Origin of the sequence: Acidimangrovimonas pyrenivorans, assembly GCF_042643245.1 — a bacterium.
In the GTDB taxonomy this organism is placed as follows: domain Bacteria; phylum Pseudomonadota; class Alphaproteobacteria; order Rhodobacterales; family Rhodobacteraceae; genus Acidimangrovimonas; species Acidimangrovimonas pyrenivorans.
Genome location: NZ_JBHRSK010000002.1, coordinates 192,201 through 206,999, shown reverse-complemented (window position 1 = coordinate 206,999; position 14,799 = coordinate 192,201). Strand labels below are relative to the sequence as shown.

Annotated in this window: 16 protein-coding genes; 11 read left to right on the top strand and 5 right to left on the bottom strand. The window is 70.1% G+C overall.

The features are described 5' to 3' along the window. Positions 1-34 precede the first annotated feature (34 nt). Positions 35-985, top strand: coding sequence for a glycosyltransferase family 2 protein (locus ACFOES_RS01915; protein ID WP_377831463.1), 951 nt, complete (start codon positions 35-37; stop codon positions 983-985). On the opposite strand, the gene ACFOES_RS01910 is transcribed toward ACFOES_RS01915, so the two are convergent. Together ACFOES_RS01910 and ACFOES_RS01905 are read right to left on the bottom strand one after the other, a co-directional pair. Continuing rightward, positions 979-1,782 (bottom strand): sulfotransferase family 2 domain-containing protein, encoded by an 804-nt coding sequence (locus ACFOES_RS01910; protein WP_377831462.1) that lies wholly within the window; start codon positions 1,780-1,782, stop codon positions 979-981. The two genes, ACFOES_RS01915 and ACFOES_RS01910, sit on opposite strands and share 7 nt — an antisense overlap. Further along, positions 1,779-2,534 carry a glycosyltransferase family 25 protein gene (locus ACFOES_RS01905; protein ID WP_377831461.1) on the bottom strand — a complete coding sequence of 252 codons (756 nt, stop codon included), beginning with the start codon at positions 2,532-2,534 and terminating at the stop codon, positions 1,779-1,781. The genes ACFOES_RS01910 and ACFOES_RS01905 overlap by 4 nt, the downstream gene beginning before the upstream one ends. A gap of 253 nt (positions 2,535-2,787) precedes the next feature. Here ACFOES_RS01905 and ACFOES_RS01900 point away from each other — a divergent pair, with 253 nt between their 5' ends. Both ACFOES_RS01900 and ACFOES_RS01895 read left to right on the top strand, forming a co-directional pair. After that, the gene (locus ACFOES_RS01900) at positions 2,788-3,387 is read left to right on the top strand and encodes an RNA polymerase sigma factor (RefSeq protein ID WP_377831460.1); all 600 of its coding nucleotides are present in this window, start codon (positions 2,788-2,790) and stop codon (positions 3,385-3,387) included. 111 nt (positions 3,388-3,498) lie between these two features. Next, on the top strand, positions 3,499-3,765 hold the full coding sequence (locus ACFOES_RS01895) for an anti-sigma factor family protein (RefSeq protein ID WP_377831459.1): 267 nt from the start codon (positions 3,499-3,501) through the stop codon (positions 3,763-3,765). 81 nt (positions 3,766-3,846) lie between these two features. On the opposite strand, the gene ACFOES_RS01890 is transcribed toward ACFOES_RS01895, so the two are convergent. Together ACFOES_RS01890 and ACFOES_RS01885 are read right to left on the bottom strand one after the other, a co-directional pair. Then, positions 3,847-4,428 (bottom strand): DoxX family protein, encoded by a 582-nt coding sequence (locus ACFOES_RS01890; protein WP_377831458.1) that lies wholly within the window; start codon positions 4,426-4,428, stop codon positions 3,847-3,849. 93 nt (positions 4,429-4,521) lie between these two features. After that, positions 4,522-4,815 (bottom strand): BufA1 family periplasmic bufferin-type metallophore, encoded by a 294-nt coding sequence (locus ACFOES_RS01885; RefSeq protein ID WP_377831457.1) that lies wholly within the window; start codon positions 4,813-4,815, stop codon positions 4,522-4,524. Positions 4,816-5,067: 252 nt separating this feature from the next. Here ACFOES_RS01885 and bufB point away from each other — a divergent pair, with 252 nt between their 5' ends. From bufB to ACFOES_RS01855, 6 genes are all read left to right on the top strand, one after another. Then, the gene (gene bufB, locus ACFOES_RS01880) at positions 5,068-5,973 is read left to right on the top strand and encodes an MNIO family bufferin maturase (RefSeq protein WP_377831456.1); all 906 of its coding nucleotides are present in this window, start codon (positions 5,068-5,070) and stop codon (positions 5,971-5,973) included. Further along, a complete protein-coding gene (locus ACFOES_RS01875; protein WP_377831455.1) occupies positions 5,957-6,766 on the top strand; it encodes an HvfC/BufC N-terminal domain-containing protein in 810 nt (269 codons plus the stop codon). Before bufB ends, ACFOES_RS01875 begins: the two co-directional genes overlap by 17 nt. 179 nt (positions 6,767-6,945) lie before the next feature. Beyond that, positions 6,946-8,346 (top strand): MATE family efflux transporter, encoded by a 1,401-nt coding sequence (locus ACFOES_RS01870; protein WP_377831454.1) that lies wholly within the window; start codon positions 6,946-6,948, stop codon positions 8,344-8,346. Then, positions 8,343-8,771 carry a glyoxalase superfamily protein gene (locus ACFOES_RS01865; protein WP_377831453.1) on the top strand — a complete coding sequence of 143 codons (429 nt, stop codon included), beginning with the start codon at positions 8,343-8,345 and terminating at the stop codon, positions 8,769-8,771. Before ACFOES_RS01870 ends, ACFOES_RS01865 begins: the two co-directional genes overlap by 4 nt. Positions 8,772-9,023: 252 nt before the next feature. Beyond that, entirely contained in the window at positions 9,024-10,022 is a 999-nt protein-coding gene (locus tag ACFOES_RS01860; protein ID WP_377831452.1) for a GSCFA domain-containing protein, read from the top strand. Beyond that, positions 10,019-10,774 (top strand): hypothetical protein, encoded by a 756-nt coding sequence (locus ACFOES_RS01855; RefSeq protein WP_377831451.1) that lies wholly within the window; start codon positions 10,019-10,021, stop codon positions 10,772-10,774. Before ACFOES_RS01860 ends, ACFOES_RS01855 begins: the two co-directional genes overlap by 4 nt. Positions 10,775-10,966: 192 nt before the next feature. Here the strand turns inward: ACFOES_RS01855 and ACFOES_RS01850 are convergent, their stop codons facing one another. Next, complete coding sequence (locus ACFOES_RS01850; RefSeq protein WP_377831450.1) at positions 10,967-12,253, bottom strand: Nramp family divalent metal transporter; 1,287 nt, start codon at positions 12,251-12,253, stop codon at positions 10,967-10,969. Positions 12,254-12,473: 220 nt separating this feature from the next. Between ACFOES_RS01850 and mntR the strand changes: the two genes are divergently transcribed. Both mntR and ggt read left to right on the top strand, forming a co-directional pair. Beyond that, positions 12,474-12,917 (top strand): manganese-binding transcriptional regulator MntR, encoded by a 444-nt coding sequence (gene mntR / locus ACFOES_RS01845; RefSeq protein WP_377831449.1) that lies wholly within the window; start codon positions 12,474-12,476, stop codon positions 12,915-12,917. A gap of 94 nt (positions 12,918-13,011) precedes the next feature. After that, positions 13,012-14,763, top strand: a complete 1,752-nt coding sequence (gene ggt, locus ACFOES_RS01840) for a gamma-glutamyltransferase (protein ID WP_377831448.1) — start codon at positions 13,012-13,014, stop codon at positions 14,761-14,763. Positions 14,764-14,799 lie beyond the last annotated feature (36 nt).

Here is a 14,799-nt window from a genome sequence, read left to right as displayed (position 1 = left end):
CCGGCCGCGATTGCCCGGCCGTCGCCCGCATCGGATGACCCTAGCTTTCGAGGCCGGCGAGGTGAACAGGACCAGCGCGACGGGCGTCCCGGCGTCGATCGTCATTCCCAGCCATAACCGGCCGGCGCTGCTGGCCGAGGCCGTGGCCTCGGCGCTGCGGGAATGCCCGGAGCGCGGCGAGGTCATCGTCGTCGACGACGGCTCGACACGGCCGGCCGCCGAGGTTCTGGCCGGGGTGAGCGACCGGCGGTTGCGCCTGTTGCGGCACGAGGTCGCCCGCGGCGCCGGGGCGGCGCGCAATGCCGGCGTCGCGGAGGCGGCCGCCGACCTCGTCTTCTTCCTCGATGACGACGATCTCTTCGTCGAGGGCTACCTGCAGGCGACGATCGCAGCGGTCAGGGCGGCGCCCGCGGCGGGCTTCGGCTTCGCCGCCGCGCCCGATGAGGACCGGGGCGACGATGGCTGGGCCGACGCGGGGTTCCGGCTGCTGTCCGGCCGGGCGCCGCTGCGCCGGCGCGTCGCGGCGACCAGCCGGGGGGTCTGGGTCCGCCGGGCGGCCTTCGCGGCGGTGGGCGGTTTCGATCCCGCCCAGATCGTCGACGAGGACACCGATCTCTGCGTCCGGCTGGTGGCGGCCGGATACCGGGCGCTGGTGGCCGACCGGCCCGGCACCCGCGTCCGGATCGACCACAGCCCGGCCGGGTCCGCAAGCGCACAGCTCACCCGTTCGACCGCCCCTCGCAAGGTCGTCGCGTGCTACCGCCGCACCCATGACAAGTCGGCCGCCCGCTTCGCGGCCCTTGGCGGCGGTCGCTGGTTCCTGGCGACGCGCTACATCCGGCGCGCGGTGAAGGGCGGCTTCGCGGCCGAGGCCCGCCAGTTCGCCGCCACGCAGCGCCCGGCCGTGCTGGCGCCCGCGCTGCTGGCCTATTGGCGGCTGAAGGCGCTGAGGGACGCAGGCAAGGCCCGGGCGCCCGGTCAGTAGCCGTAAAGCTCGTAATCGCGGGCGTAGAGCGCCTCGATCCGCCGCCTCTGCGCCAGGCTCGGGGCAAAGGCGGTCGAGCCGCTGCGGTTCTTGCGCGCATCTGTCAGGCTGTCCGGGCGCGGCAGCTCGATCCCGGCCAGCTCGGCCACGTGCTGCAGGTCGGCGTCGAGCGTTTCCACCCGTCCGACATGGGTCAGCGTGAAGGCGCCGTGGCCGAGATTGATGTGCTGCGGCCGGAAATGGGGGTCGGTGCGCAGGTCTGAATGCGCCAGGTTGGCCTCGACATAGTCGAGATAGACGTCGAACCGGTAGCCAAGGTCGTCCCGGCGCGAGAAGCCGAAGGCCTCGATCCGGTCGAGGTGCTTCGGCGCCTCGTCGTTCTGGCGCTTGACGAAGAAGTCGAAGAAGGCCGAGACCGCGCGGCTTTCGGGCTGGCGGACGGTCGAGAACGAGACCGCGTTGACGAGCGCGTCGCGCAGATCCCGCCATTGCGAGATGTCGGCCCGCAGGCCGACAGGGGCATAGTGGATCCGGCCTTCGTAATCGTGGCCGTGATCGTAGCGGTAGAGCAGGTGGGCGATGGTGGTGCAACCGGCCTTGGGGTTCTTGATGAAGGCCAGCCGCCCGTCGGCCGTGGCGATGGTATGGGCCAACACCGTGCGTTCCAGCGCGGGCAGTTGCCCGAAGCGGTAGCGTTCGGCGGCGTGGCGGCTGACCCAGCGCAGCAGCAGGTCCTTGGACTTGTGGCCGGGAATCCGCTCCTCGTAGGGGCGCCAGCCGGGGGGCGGATTGCTCATGACACCCTCCTCGTCCGTCTCTTGAACCACCAGCGCCGCCAATAGGCCGCCCTGAAGAAGCGCAGGCCGCGGCGGGGTTGGGGCAGGCCCGTCACCAGCGAGGCGCGGGCCTTCTCGATATCCGAGGTGCCCGGCTCGATCCGGGGATGGTCCACGACCCGGGGCAGGGCGAGCATCGCCGGCAGCGCGGTGACGTCGCAGGGCCAGTCGGCCGGGCCGCGCAGCGGCAGCGCGTGGTCCAGGATATGCGCCGCGCCGCGGCGGCTGATCGAATAGCCGGTGGTCAGGCTGGCGTTGCGCGCGGCCCGGACGATCCGGATGCCGCCGGTCAGCGGCGTCTGCGTCCCGAAGCGCCAGACATCGCCATGCAGGTGATCGAGCTGGATCAGGTCGGCGGCCTCGAAACCGCGCCCCCGCAGGAACTCCGCGAAGAGCGGCCCGACGCGGGCGTCGTCCTCGAGCACGATCGCGCCGGGCAGGTCTTCGTCGACGATCCGCCGGTAGAGCGACAGATGCGACAGGGCGCAGGCATATTCGGCATCCGCCAGCGGCCGGCCGAACTGCACCTCGGTGCCGGGGCGGTCGATCATGGTCTCGTAGCGCGCCGCCAGGCCGTTGCGGCCGTCGACGGCGTCGACGAAGCGGAACGGGATCGACAGCGCCTCCAGTTGCGCCGTGAGCGCCCGCCGCCGCGCCTGCGCGTCGGCCAGGGACACGACCAGGACGGGCCAGGGGGCGGCTGTCTCTGTCATCGGCGCAGGTCTCCTTGACTTCGACCATCCCGCGTCCCGCCGGGGAGGGGCGGGGCGGCTCACTCGCTCATCGGTCATAGCCGCAGGGCGCCCCGAGGTCGAGACGCGGGCGGAGCGAAGACCGGCACCAATCCGCCCAGCCGGGTCACGCGCGGCCTCGCTTCACAGGACCCGCGCCCTGTGCCATTCTCTGCCGGCGGCCCGGACACGCCAGGAGCGGAGGGCGCGTCGCGGAACGGGCCGAGGGGAATGCATGCCGACCGGATTTTCCGATCAAGCCACGCTCGTGCGGCGGCTCGCCGAGGGCGACCGAGCCGCCTTCGAGCACGTCTACCGGCAGCACAACGCCGCCCTGATCCGGGTCTGCACCGGTATCGTCGACAGTCGGGCGACGGCCGAGGAGGTGGTGCAGGACGCCTGGGTCGCGGTGCTCAAGAACATCGGCGGCTTCGAGGGCCGGTCGTCGCTGGCGGGCTGGATCTTCACCATCATGGTCAACAAGGCCCGCACCCGGGCCAAGCGCGACGGCCGCTCGGTCTCGTTCGACGAGGGCGGCGAGGATAACAGCCTGGCCGCCGCCTTCGACGGTCGCGGGCACTGGAAGGACAAGGTCGACCTGTGGAAGGAGATCACGCCGGAGCGGATCATCGCCGGGCGCAGCCTGCTCGAACACGTGACCGAGGCGATCGAGGCGCTGCCCTCGGGCCAGCGCGCGGTGCTGACCTTGCGCGGCCAGCAGGGGCTCGACGCCGCCGAGGTCTGCGACATCCTCGGCATTTCCGAGGGCAACATGCGGGTCCAGCTGCACCGCGCCCGGCTTGCGGTGCGGGCGGCGCTGGACAAGGTGATGTAGGCGGGGGCGCGATTGAATGTCACAGCGGCAACAACAATCCATGGACGGGTGTAACGCGAACGGGCGCGGAATGTCCTGTCCCTGTCAGCCGAGAGGAAGGGACATCAGCGGATGATGACCTGCAAGGATGTAACCGAACATGCCAGCGACCTGCTTGACGGGAAGATGGGGCTTTGGGACCGGATCAAGCTCCGGCTGCACCTGCTGATCTGCACCGGCTGCGCGCATTTCATCGCCCAGATGCAGGCGACGCGCGACCTGACCCGCGCTGCCACCGGCGAACCGCGCGACCCCGAGGAGGCCGCCCATGTCGATGCCATCCTGGCGCGGCTGCACAGTCATGACCATGATCACGGCCACGACCACGACCACGGCTAGCCCGGCCGCGCCGCCGCCAATGCGAAAGCCCCGGCCGTCGTTACCCGGCCGGGGCTTTGTCATGCAGGCGTCGGAGCGGGATCAGGCGTGGTGGCCGGGGGCAAGGCCCGGCCCGGGCCGCCCCAGCCAGCGCCGCAGCCGCGGCCAGAGCAGGGCGTCGAGCGAGACCGCGCCGCCGCCCAGCCACAGCGGCACCAGCAGCACGAAGCCCCACATCAGGCGCTGGTCGAGGATCGTGCCGTAGGGGTCGGTGTCGAACAGGTGCCCGATGGTGGCGGCCTCGATGCCGTGGCCGTAGATGTCGGTCAGCGACATCACCGCGACGAAGCCAAGCATTGCCAGCGCCGCCGGCCGCGTGGCAAGGCCCAGAACGACGAGCAGCGGCAGCATCAGCTCGGCCAGGGTGCCGGCGCCGACGACGAGGTGCAGCGGCCAGGAAAGCATCGCCGGATCGTAGCCCGCCGCCTCCATCTGCCGCGGCAGGATCTGGACATAGGCGCCGGCCGACAGGCCGAAGCCGTCGATCTTGGTGGCGAAGGAACTGAGGAAAAACCGCAGCAGGACCGAGGCGAAGACCAACCGCGCGAGCAGCGACAGCGCGCTGGCGCCGGCCGGTCCGGGCCGGTTCTGCGGGGCGAAAAGGGCGGTGAGGGCGCGGCGCATGTTATGTCCTTTCTCGACCGGGCGGGGAGGGATGCGCCCCACGGGGCTCCGGGGGCGCATCCGGGGAACTGATCAGGGCCCTGTCCGGCCGCGTCAGCTCTTGGGCATGTCGCGCTCGAGCGGCGTCAGCGAGCCCATCCGGTTGCCCGGCAGCTCCATCGAGGTGCAGGTGCCCTCGGGGACCAGCTTGAACGAGTTGCCCTGGTAGTCGACCTTCGAGGTGCCGGCGCAGGTGGTGCCGGGGCCGGCCTTGCAGTCGTTCTGCCCAGCGAGCGCGACGCCGTAGCATTTCTCCTGCCCGGCGGCGGCGGCCGGCGTGGCCGTGCTCGCGGCGATCCCGGTGGTCAGGGCGGCGGCGATCATCAGGCTGCGCGTATGCATGGTCATGGGTCTGTTTCCTCCTGGTTGCGAAGGCACCGTGCCTTCTGCCGGGGTCGACCCCCCAGGGCGGCCCGCCGTTACAGCGGTAACGCAGCCGTGATATTTGCGACGGGCCTCTGCCGGGGCCCGGGGTCCGGCTGCGCGCTGCCTGGGGCGGCGCTCACGAAAACGCGATCCGCCCCGCCGTAACGCATGTGGGGGCCGGGCAGTCCTTTCCCCGTGGGGCGCCTTGCCGCCCGCCCGCCAAGGGAGGAAACCATGACCAGACCTGACCGCGATCCCGGCCACGAAGCGCCCGGCCACGAGACGCTTCCGCCGCGCGCCGGCGTCGGGCTGAAGCCGCAGCATTACCGCGACATCCTCGACACCCGTCCGGATATCGGTTTCTTCGAGATCCATGCCGAGAACTACATGGGCGCCGGCGGCCCGCCGCATCGCTATCTCGAAACGATCCGGGCCGACTACCCGCTGTCGCTGCACGGCGTCGGCCTGTCGATCGGCGCCGACCGGCCGCTCGACCGCGACCACCTGGCCCGGCTCAAGGCGCTGATCGAGCGTTACCACCCGGCGATGTTCTCGGAACACCTCGCCTGGTCGACCCATGACACCGGCTTTCTCAACGATCTGCTGCCGGTGCCCTATACCGACGAGACCCTGGCCCGGGTCTGCGCCCATATCGACGCGGTGCAGGCGGCGCTGGGCCGGCAGATGCTGCTGGAAAACCCCTCGACCTACCTGAGTTTCGCCGAGAGCAGCTGGGACGAGGTCGATTTCATCGCCGAGGTGGCGCGGCGGACGGGCTGCGGCCTGCTGCTCGACGTCAACAACGTCCATGTCTCGGCCACCAACCAGGACTGGCAGCCGCGCGACTACATCGCCCGCTACCCGCTGGTGCAGGTGCAGGAAATCCACCTCGCCGGCTTCACGCCGGACGCAGACGAGGCCGGCCGGCCGCTCTTGATCGACACCCATGACCGGCCGGTCGATGCCGAGGTCTGGGACCTCTACGCCTATGCCCTGTCGCTGACCGGGCCGCTGCCGACGCTGATCGAATGGGATGCCGAGGTGCCGACATGGCCCGAGCTTTTCGCCGAGGCGCGGCGGGCCGAGGCGGTGATGGCCGATGTCGTCCAGGAGGGGCTGCGCCATGCTGCCGCTTCGTGACCGGCAGGCGGGATTCGGCGCGGCGCTGCTCGACCCCGAGGCGGCGGTGCCCGACGGGCTGGTGGGGCCGGACGGCCAGCCCAGCCCGCGCCGCTTCGCCGTCTATCGCAACAACGTCGTCTCCAGCCTGATCGACGCGCTGGCCGCGGCCTACCCGGTGGTGCAGCGGCTGGTGGGCGAGCGGTTCTTCCGCGCCGCCGCCCGGATTTTCGTCACCGCCAACCCGCCGGACAGCCCGATCATGTTGCGCTACGGCGCCGGGTTCGCCACCTTCCTCGACGGTTTCCCGCCGCTGGCCGATTATCCTTACATTGGCGATGTCGCCCGGGTCGAACGCGCCTGGCTCGAGGCCTATCACGCCCCCGAGGCCGCCCCGATCAGCCAAGAGGCGCTGGCGGCGACGGCGCCGGAATACCTGCCGATGCTGGGGGCCGCGTTGCACCCGTCCTGCCGGATCGTGACCTCCGATTACCCGGCCGGGACGATCTGGCAGGCGAACACGGGGCAGGCTCCGCCGGGCGCGATCGACCTGACCTGCGGCGAGACGGTGCTGATCGCCCGGCCGGAAGCCACGGTCGAGCTGCGCCTGCTGCCGCCGGGGCCGGCGCGGTTCCTGCTCGCCCTCGCCGCCGGCAGCAGCCTGACCGACGCCGCCGAAACCGCCCTGCGCGCCGCGCCCGATCTGGACATCGGCGCGGCGCTGTCCGGGCTGATCGGGCTCGGCCTGCTGACCGATCTGCGCCCGGTCGCGGCGGGGGACAGGGCGGAACGGCCATCGTCGAAACAGGCTTGACCGAAGCGCCGCGACCGTCTAAGGGCTCGGGCGGCTGCAGACGCCTGCCACCCGCGGACAGCAATGTCTTGGTGAAGTTCTGCTCGAGATACACTCTCTGTTCCCCTCCGCGTCTCGCGCGGGTGGCAATGCGGGTCCCATCCACCGAAGCGAGATCGACGCATGAGGAATGCAGAGCGATGTCCGATCCGTCTCGCAACCATTATCTCGAGGGCCCGATACCGGCCCTCTTCGCCAAGACCGCGCCGCCGATCATCTTCGTGATGGGGATGAACGGGCTGCTGAACGTGGCCGATGCCCTGTTCCTGGGTCATTACGTCGGCCAGGACGCCCTGGCGGCGGTCACCCTTGTCTTCCCCCTCTACATGCTGATCGTCGCCTGCGCGACGCTGGTCGCCGGCGGCATGTCCAGCCTGCTGGCCCGCCATCTCGGCGCCCGGCGTCTCGACTTGGCGCAGGCGGTCTTTGCCGGCGCCCATTGGCTGGCCGTGACCGTCGCGCTGGCGCTGATCGCGGCCTATCTGCTGGTCGGCGGCGCCGTGGTCCGCACCGCCGCCGGCGGCGATGCCATGATCGCCGGGATGGCCGGAACCTACCTGCGCATCCTGGTGCTCTGGGCACCGCTCTACTTCGTGCTGGCGGTCAATGTCGACGCGCTGCGCAACGAGGGCCATGTCGGCATGATGGCGGCGATGAGCCTCTTGGTCTCGCTGGCCAATATCGGCTTCGATTACGTCCTGATCGCGGTGTTCCATCACGGCGTCGCCGGCTCGGCCTATGGCACGGTGGCGGCGCAGGCGCTGGGCCTTGCCCTGATCCTCGCCTTCCGCGTCCGGGGCCGCAGCGCGCTGCACCCGGCGGCGGTGCTGCGCCGGGCCACCGCCCGGCCGTGGCGCGCCATCCTCGCGCTGGGCGCGCCGCAGAGCCTGAACTTCATCGGCGTCGCGCTCGGCTCGACCGCGATCCTGTCCGCGTTGCAGATGGCGCAGAGCCCGGATTACGCCGTCACCGTCTCGGCCTACGGCATCGCGACCCGGGTGATGACCTTCGCCATCCTGCCGCTGATCGGGCTGTCGCAGGCGATGCAGACGATCACCGGCAACAACCACGGCGCCGGGCTGGCGCGGCGCACCGGCGCCAGCCTGCGTTTCGCGCTCGGCGCGGCGCTGGTTTTCTGCCTGGCGGTGCAACTTTGCGTCAGCCTGTTCGCGGCGCGGATCGGGGCGGGCTTCGTCGCCGATCCGGCGGTGGTGGCGAAGGTGGCGGAGATCCTGCCGGTGATGGTTGCACTGTTCCTGTTCGCCGGTCCGCTGCGGATGATCGCCACCCATTTCCAGGCCATCGGCGACGCCCCCCGGGCGGCGCTGCTGAGCCTCGCCAAGCCCTACCTCTTCGCCATCCCGCTGACCTTCGCCTTGGCGCTGGGCATCGGCGCCGGGGCGATCTGGTGGGCCGGGCCGGCCAGCGACGCGCTGCTCGCGGTGCTGACGGTGCTGGTGCTGGCGCGCGGCGCACGGCGGCAGTCGCTGCGCTGGGGCGTGCTGCCGGTGGCCGCGGCGCCGGTGGAGGGCCGGGCATGAGCGCGCGGCTTCCCACCGTCGCCGAGGCCAAGGCCCAGGCCAAGCGGCTGCGCGCCCAGCTCCAGGCCGAGGGCCAGGAGATCGGCCACAGCAAGGCGCTGGAGCTGGTCGCCCGCCAGCACGGCTATCGCGACTGGAACACTTTCCACGCCGCGCTGGGCAACGCCCCGCCGGAGGACTGGACCCCGGGCGGCCGCGTCATCGGTCGCTACCTGGGCCAGCCCTTCATCGCCACGGTCGTCGCGGTGAAGATGACCGGCGCCGGCTGGTTCCGGCTCGAGCTCGAACTCGACGAGGCGGTCGATGTCGTGACCTTCGACAGCTTCTCGAACTTCCGCAAGCGCATCCAGGGCACCGTCGGCCCTTCCGGCACCTCGCGCGAGCGGACCTCGGACGGCCGGCCGCATCTCGAGATCGAGATCTGAGCAGGGCGCGACCGGCCCATACCGGTCGCGCCGCCTCGCCCTGCCTATGGAGCAGGCACCGTTTCCCGTCGATGGCATTTCGCGGCGCCGCAGCTAATCCGGGAGTTGCCAACCCGCCGCACGCGGCCTACCGTGAGGCCAGTTTGCTGCATGACGAAGACGTAGAAAATATGTGGGGTCGACGTGTCCAACCCTTATGAAACCCAAGGCAGAAAGGCCTTTTGGCGCTCTGCCGTCGGGGAAGTTTCCCCCTTGCATTTCAGCGATCTCTACACGCCCCGGTTCATCATCTCGAAATCCGAGGTGATCGCCGCCGCGGGCAGCTGTTTTGCCCAACATATCGGCGCCCAGTTCAAGCGCCGGGGATACAATTTCCTGGATGTCGAGCCGCCGCCGCCGCTGCTGCCGGAGGCGCAGTATCACGATTACGGCTTCGATCTCTATTCCGCGCGCTACGGCAACGTCTATTCCGTCCGCCAGCTGTTGCAGCTGCTCCGGCGTGCGCGCGGGGAGTTCACGCCGAAGGAAAACGCCTGGACCGACGACAAGGGCCGGGTGCGCGATCCGTTCCGGCCGTCGATCGAGCCCGACGGCTTCGCCTCGCTGGCGGAAATGGAGGCCGACCGCGCCTATCACCTGTCGCAGGTCGCGGGGATTCTCAGGCAGGCCGACCTGTTCGTCTTCACCTTCGGCCTGACCGAGGCCTGGGAATGCGTCGAGGACGGCGCCATCCTGCCAACCTGTCCCGGCACCATCGGCGGCAGCTTCGATCCCGAACGCTACCGGTTCAAGAACTTCACCTTCAGCGAGGTGATGGCCGATGCCGAGGAGGTGATCGCGCTGGCGCGGGCCGAGAACCCGGAGATGAAGTTCCTGTTCACCGTCTCGCCGGTGCCGCTGACCGCCACGGCCACGGACGATCACGTCCTCAGCGCCACGGTCTATTCCAAGTCGGTGCTCCGTGCCGTCTGCGGCGAGCTGCGGGCCAAGTATGACGCGGTCGATTACTTCCCGTCCTATGAGCTGGTCGCCTCGCACCCGATGCGGGCGATGTTCTACATGCCGAACCTGCGCACGGTCGCGCCGGACGGGGTGAAATCGGTGATGGAGGTGTTCTTCGCCGCCCATCGCGGCAAGGGCGCCGACGTCGCGGCGCAACCGAAGGCCGCGGCCCGGCCCGGGCCGGCGCCCGAGGCCGATCCCGACGATGTCGTCTGTGACGAGGAAATCCTGGAAGCATTTGGCCGATGAAGCTGTTTATTGGTGGCAACTCGCATACGCCGGCGCTGAAATACGGGCTCGACGCCCTCGGGCAGGGGGCGCATGAGATCCATGTCGGGCCGTTCGGCACCGCCGCGAAGGTGGTCAAGCCGTTCAGCGCGATCCGCAAGGGCGTGGTCGAATTCACCCTGCCCGAATATGCCGCGAATCTCGAGCGGTTCACCGGCAAGCGCCATTTCGACCCAGCCGATCTCTGGGGCATCTGCATGGGGACGCATTTCGCCCGCATCTACCGCAATCCGTTCTGGAAGGAGGCCGCGCCGGCGGCCCTGGCCGGGCCGGGCCGTCGCCCCGCGTCGCGCCCCGCGTCGCGCCCCGTGTCGCGCGCGGTGCTCGACGCGATGATCCGCAACGATCAGCGCCATGTCCGCGCCCTGCTGTCGCAGCTGAAGAAGACGGGGGTCCGGTTCTTCGTCATCGAATGCCCGCCGCCGCGGCGGGAATGGTCGACGCGCGAGCCCTGCATCCCGGTCGACGTACTGGCGGCGGTCGATGGCGCGGCGCGCAAGCAGTTCCGGGCATGGCTCGCCCGGCGGGACCTGCCCCTGGTCGAGAACCCGCCGGAGGTGGTCGGGCCGGACGGCTTGCTCAAGGACGCCTATGCCAAGCAGGTGGTGCTGAGCGATGGCCAGCCGGATCGGCTGCATGCCAACGCCGAATACGGGCGGCTGATGATGGAGCGGATCGTCGCCCAGATCGAAAGCATGGCCGCCACCGCCTGAGGCCGCGGCCGGCGTGACCGGGACCGGCCCGGCGCGAAACGCTGGCAGCACAATGCGCCCCTCTTCCCATCGCCGATAGCCGGGGGCGAGGGGCCGGGTGTCCCCTCCCGAACCGCCGGCGAGCATCGCGAAGAAGACGGGGGGCGGCGCCTGACCCGGCCCGCCCCGCAATGGCTCTTGTCCCGCCCCGGCTCAGTTCACGAGGAACGGGATCGGCACGCCGAAGGTCTGGGCCAGCAGCACGAAGTTCAGCCCCAGCACCGCGGCTGCGCCGACATAGGCGAGGATGCGGGTCAGCGGGCCGCTGGCATAGTCGCCCATCACGTCGCGGCGCGAGGTGAAGATGATCAGCGCGATCATCGGCACCGGCAGGGCGATCGACAGCACGACCTGGCTCAGAACCAGCGCGTCGGTGGCGTTGTAGCCGATCGCCACCACGGCGAAGGCCGGCACCATGGTCACCAGCCGGCGCAGCCAGACCGGGACCCGGAAATGCAGGAAGCCCTGCATGATCATCTGCCCGGCCATGGTGCCGACCACCGAGCTGGAAATCCCCGAGGTGATCAGCGAGACGAGGAAGACCGAGGCCGCGGCGGCGCCCAGCAACGGCGTCAGGGTATGATAGGCGGTCTCGATCTCGGCCACCTCGCTATGGCCCTGGTGGAAGGCGCTGGCCGCCATCATCACCATCGCCATGTTGACCATGCCGGCGATGGCCAGCGCGACGACCACCTCGATATTCGAGAAGCGCAGCACCTTGCGGCGCTCGGCGTCGTTGCGGATCACGGCGCGGGTCTGGGTCAGGCCGGAATGCAGGTAGATCGCGTGCGGCATCACCGTGGCGCCGATGATGCCGACGGCGATGGTCAGGGCGGTGGCGTCGGGCAGGTTGGGCGTCACCAGCCCGGTTGCCGCCGCGCTCCAGTTCACCGGCGCGATCAGCAGCTCGATCAGGTAGCACAGCCCGATGATGGCGACCATCGTGCCGATGATCAGCTCCATCGGCCGGAACCCCTTCCGCTCGAAGATCAGGATGCCGTAGGTGACGATGGCGGTGACGACCATGCCCCAGAACAGCGGCAGGTCGAACAGCAGCGCCAGGCCGATCGCGCCGCCGAGGAACTCGGCCAGATCGGTCGCCATCGCCGCCACCTCGCTGACCGCCCACATCGTCCAGACCACTGGCTTGGGGAAATGGTCGCGCGACATCTCGGCCAGGTTCTTGCCGGTGACGATGCCCAGCCGGGCCGACAGCGCCTGGAACAGCATCGCGATCAGGTTGGCCAGCAGCACCACCCAGAGCAGCATGTAGCCGTAGCCGGCGCCGGCCTGGATGTTCGTGGCGTAGTTGCCCGGGTCCATATAGGCGATCGAGGCGATCACCGCCGGGCCGACGAAGAGGAGCTTGCCAAGGAAACCGCGGCGCTCGCCGGAAAGGACGGCCGTCATGCCGCGGCGGGTGCGTTCGGTGCTGATCATCGTCGGGTCCGTTCCATGTGCTTCGGCGCAGAAATATAGCCAAGGCTACATTTGATGCAAGAGGCCATATAATGCAGGCCGGACAAGATGCCGCGAAACCGGGATTGCAAATGCGCAGAACACTATTTACCCTTGGCTATAATGATTTATCGGCCTTCAGCAGGGGCCCGGCGGCTGCCGGGGCCGGGAAGCCGCCCAAGACCAAGAAAAAGAGGCCAGGATGACCGAGCATGACACCCCGCCGCCGGAAGCGACTCCCTCGGAACAGGCCGGCCGCTTCGCCCGCGCCCGTGAAGCACAGGCGAAGGCGATTCTGGAAGACTATGTCGAGATGATCGGCGACCTGATCGCGGTCCATGGCGAGGCTCGCGTCGCCGATATCGCCGAACGGATGGGGGTGGCGCATCCCACTGCCACCAAGGCCGTCGCCCGGCTCAAGCGCGAGGGGCTGGCGACCTCGCGCCCCTATCGCGGCGTGTTCCTGACCGAGGAGGGCGCCGCGCTGGCCGACAGCGTCCGCGCCCGCCACCGCACCGTCGTCGACCTGCTGGTCGCTGTCGGCGTGCCGCGGGAGACGGCGGAGGTCGATGCCGAGGGGATCGAGCACCACGTCTCACGCCGAAGCCTCAAGGCCTTCGAGGCTTTCCTGGCCGCGGCGGGCTGAAGCCGGCCGGCGCCGCGCCCGCGGGATGTCCGGCGGCCGCAAACATGCTAGCCTGACGCGACCGCCAGACATGGACGAGCAGGAGAGGACCCCCATGCGTCGCCTCGGAGCCCTTCTTGCCGCAGTCCTGCTGCTGTCCTCCGCCGCGCTGGCCGACAGCCGCGATGCCGCCTTGCCCGATCTCGGCGTTTCCAGCGCCACCCGGGCGATGCTCGCGGCCGCGCAGCCGGTCAGAGCCCGGCAGGCGATGGTCGTCACCGCCCAGCACCTGGCCACCGAGGTCGGGCTCGACATCCTGAAGAAGGGCGGCAACGCGGTCGATGCGGCGGTGGCCGTGGGCTACGCGCTGGCCGTGGTCCATCCCTGCTGCGGCAATCTCGGCGGCGGCGGCTTCATGACCGTGCACCTGGCCGATGGCCGCAACCTGTTCCTCGACTTCCGCGAAAAGGCGCCTCTGGCCGCCACGCCGGACATGTTCCTCGACGCCGACGGCAAGGCCGATCCCGGCCTCAGCCGCGATTCCTGGCTTGCCACCGGCGTGCCGGGCACGGTGCTGGGGCTGAACGAGGCGCTGGCGCGGTTCGGCACGATGCCCCGGGCCGAGGTCATGGCCCCGGCCATCGCGCTGGCGACGGAGGGCTTCGTGCTCGACGCCGCCGACGCGCGCCTGCTGGGTCTGCGCGCAGGGCTGTTCGCCGGCCGGCCCAATGTCGCGCGGATCTTCCTGCATCCCGACGGCACGCCGTTGCAGGCCGGCGAGCGGCTGGAACAGCCCGCCCTTGCCCAGACGCTGGAGGCGATATCCCGGGGCGGCAGCGACGCCTTCTACAAGGGGCCGATCGCCCGGGCCATCGTCGCCGCCAGTCAGCGGGGCGGCGGTCTCTTCACGATGCGGGACTTCGCCACCTACACCGCGCCCTGGTCCGAACCGGTCGGCTGCGACTACCGCGGCTATCGCATCGTCTCGGCGCCGCCGCCGAGCTCGGGCGGCACCGTGGTCTGCGAGGTCCTGCAGATCCTCAAGCCCTATCCCCTTGCGCAATGGGGCTATGCCTCGCCCCGGGCCAGCCACTATCTGGTCGAGGCCGAGCGCCGCGCCTTCGCCGACCGCAACACCTATCTCGGCGACCCGGCCTTCGGGAAGAACCCGGTCGAACGGCTGATCTCGCCCGACCATGCCAAGACCCTCCGCGCCACGATCAGGCCGGACCGGGCCACGCCGTCCTCCGAGATAAGCGGCAGCCTCGGCGCAGCCGAGGGGCAGCATACGACGCATTATTCGATCGTCGACGCGCAGGGCAACGCGGTCTCGGTCACCTACACGCTCAATTTCTTCTTCGGCACCGGGCGGATCGCGGGCGATACCGGTTTCTTCCTCAACAACGAGATGGACGACTTCACCGCCAAGCCCGGCGTGGCCAATGCCTTCGGGCTGGTGCAGGGCAGGGCCAATGCGGTGGCGCCGGGCAAGCGGCCGCTGAGCTCGATGACGCCGACCATCGTGCTCAGGAACGGCAAGGTGTTCATGGTCACCGGCAGCCCGGGCGGCTCGACCATCATCTCGACGGTGCTCGGGACCATCCTCAATGTCGTCGATTTCGGCATGAACATCCAGCAGGCGGTCGACGCGCCGCGCCTCCACCACCAGTGGCTGCCCGATCTGGTCTTCGTCGAGCCGGGCTACCTGACGCCAAAGAGCCGATCCGCGCTCGAAGCGATGGGATACAGCTTCAAGGAGCGCCCGCCCTGGGGCGCCGCCGAGGCGATCCTTGCCGATCCGGCGACGGGCGGGCTGCAAGGCGCCAATGACAGCCGCCGTCCCGCGGGCGCGGCGCGGGGCCATTGAAGGCCCCTGGCGCGCAATGGGATCGGCCCGGGCGCC

Bases quoted from the DNA above. Each gene is read 5' to 3' on its own strand.
- ACFOES_RS01915 (WP_377831463.1), top strand. From the start codon at position 35: ATGACCCTAGCTTTCGAGGCCGGCGAGGTGAACAGGACCAGCGCGACG.
- ACFOES_RS01910 (WP_377831462.1), bottom strand. From the start codon at position 1,782: ATGAGCAATCCGCCCCCCGGCTGGCGCCCCTACGAGGAGCGGATTCCC.
- ACFOES_RS01905 (WP_377831461.1), bottom strand. From the start codon at position 2,534: ATGACAGAGACAGCCGCCCCCTGGCCCGTCCTGGTCGTGTCCCTGGCC.
- ACFOES_RS01900 (WP_377831460.1), top strand. From the start codon at position 2,788: ATGCCGACCGGATTTTCCGATCAAGCCACGCTCGTGCGGCGGCTCGCC.
- ACFOES_RS01895 (WP_377831459.1), top strand. From the start codon at position 3,499: ATGATGACCTGCAAGGATGTAACCGAACATGCCAGCGACCTGCTTGAC.
- ACFOES_RS01890 (WP_377831458.1), bottom strand. From the start codon at position 4,428: ATGCGCCGCGCCCTCACCGCCCTTTTCGCCCCGCAGAACCGGCCCGGA.
- ACFOES_RS01885 (WP_377831457.1), bottom strand. From the start codon at position 4,815: ATGACCATGCATACGCGCAGCCTGATGATCGCCGCCGCCCTGACCACC.
- bufB (WP_377831456.1), top strand. From the start codon at position 5,068: ATGACCAGACCTGACCGCGATCCCGGCCACGAAGCGCCCGGCCACGAG.
- ACFOES_RS01875 (WP_377831455.1), top strand. From the start codon at position 5,957: ATGCTGCCGCTTCGTGACCGGCAGGCGGGATTCGGCGCGGCGCTGCTC.
- ACFOES_RS01870 (WP_377831454.1), top strand. From the start codon at position 6,946: ATGTCCGATCCGTCTCGCAACCATTATCTCGAGGGCCCGATACCGGCC.
- ACFOES_RS01865 (WP_377831453.1), top strand. From the start codon at position 8,343: ATGAGCGCGCGGCTTCCCACCGTCGCCGAGGCCAAGGCCCAGGCCAAG.
- ACFOES_RS01855 (WP_377831451.1), top strand. From the start codon at position 10,019: ATGAAGCTGTTTATTGGTGGCAACTCGCATACGCCGGCGCTGAAATAC.
- ACFOES_RS01850 (WP_377831450.1), bottom strand. From the start codon at position 12,253: ATGATCAGCACCGAACGCACCCGCCGCGGCATGACGGCCGTCCTTTCC.
- mntR (WP_377831449.1), top strand. From the start codon at position 12,474: ATGACCGAGCATGACACCCCGCCGCCGGAAGCGACTCCCTCGGAACAG.
- ggt (WP_377831448.1), top strand. From the start codon at position 13,012: ATGCGTCGCCTCGGAGCCCTTCTTGCCGCAGTCCTGCTGCTGTCCTCC.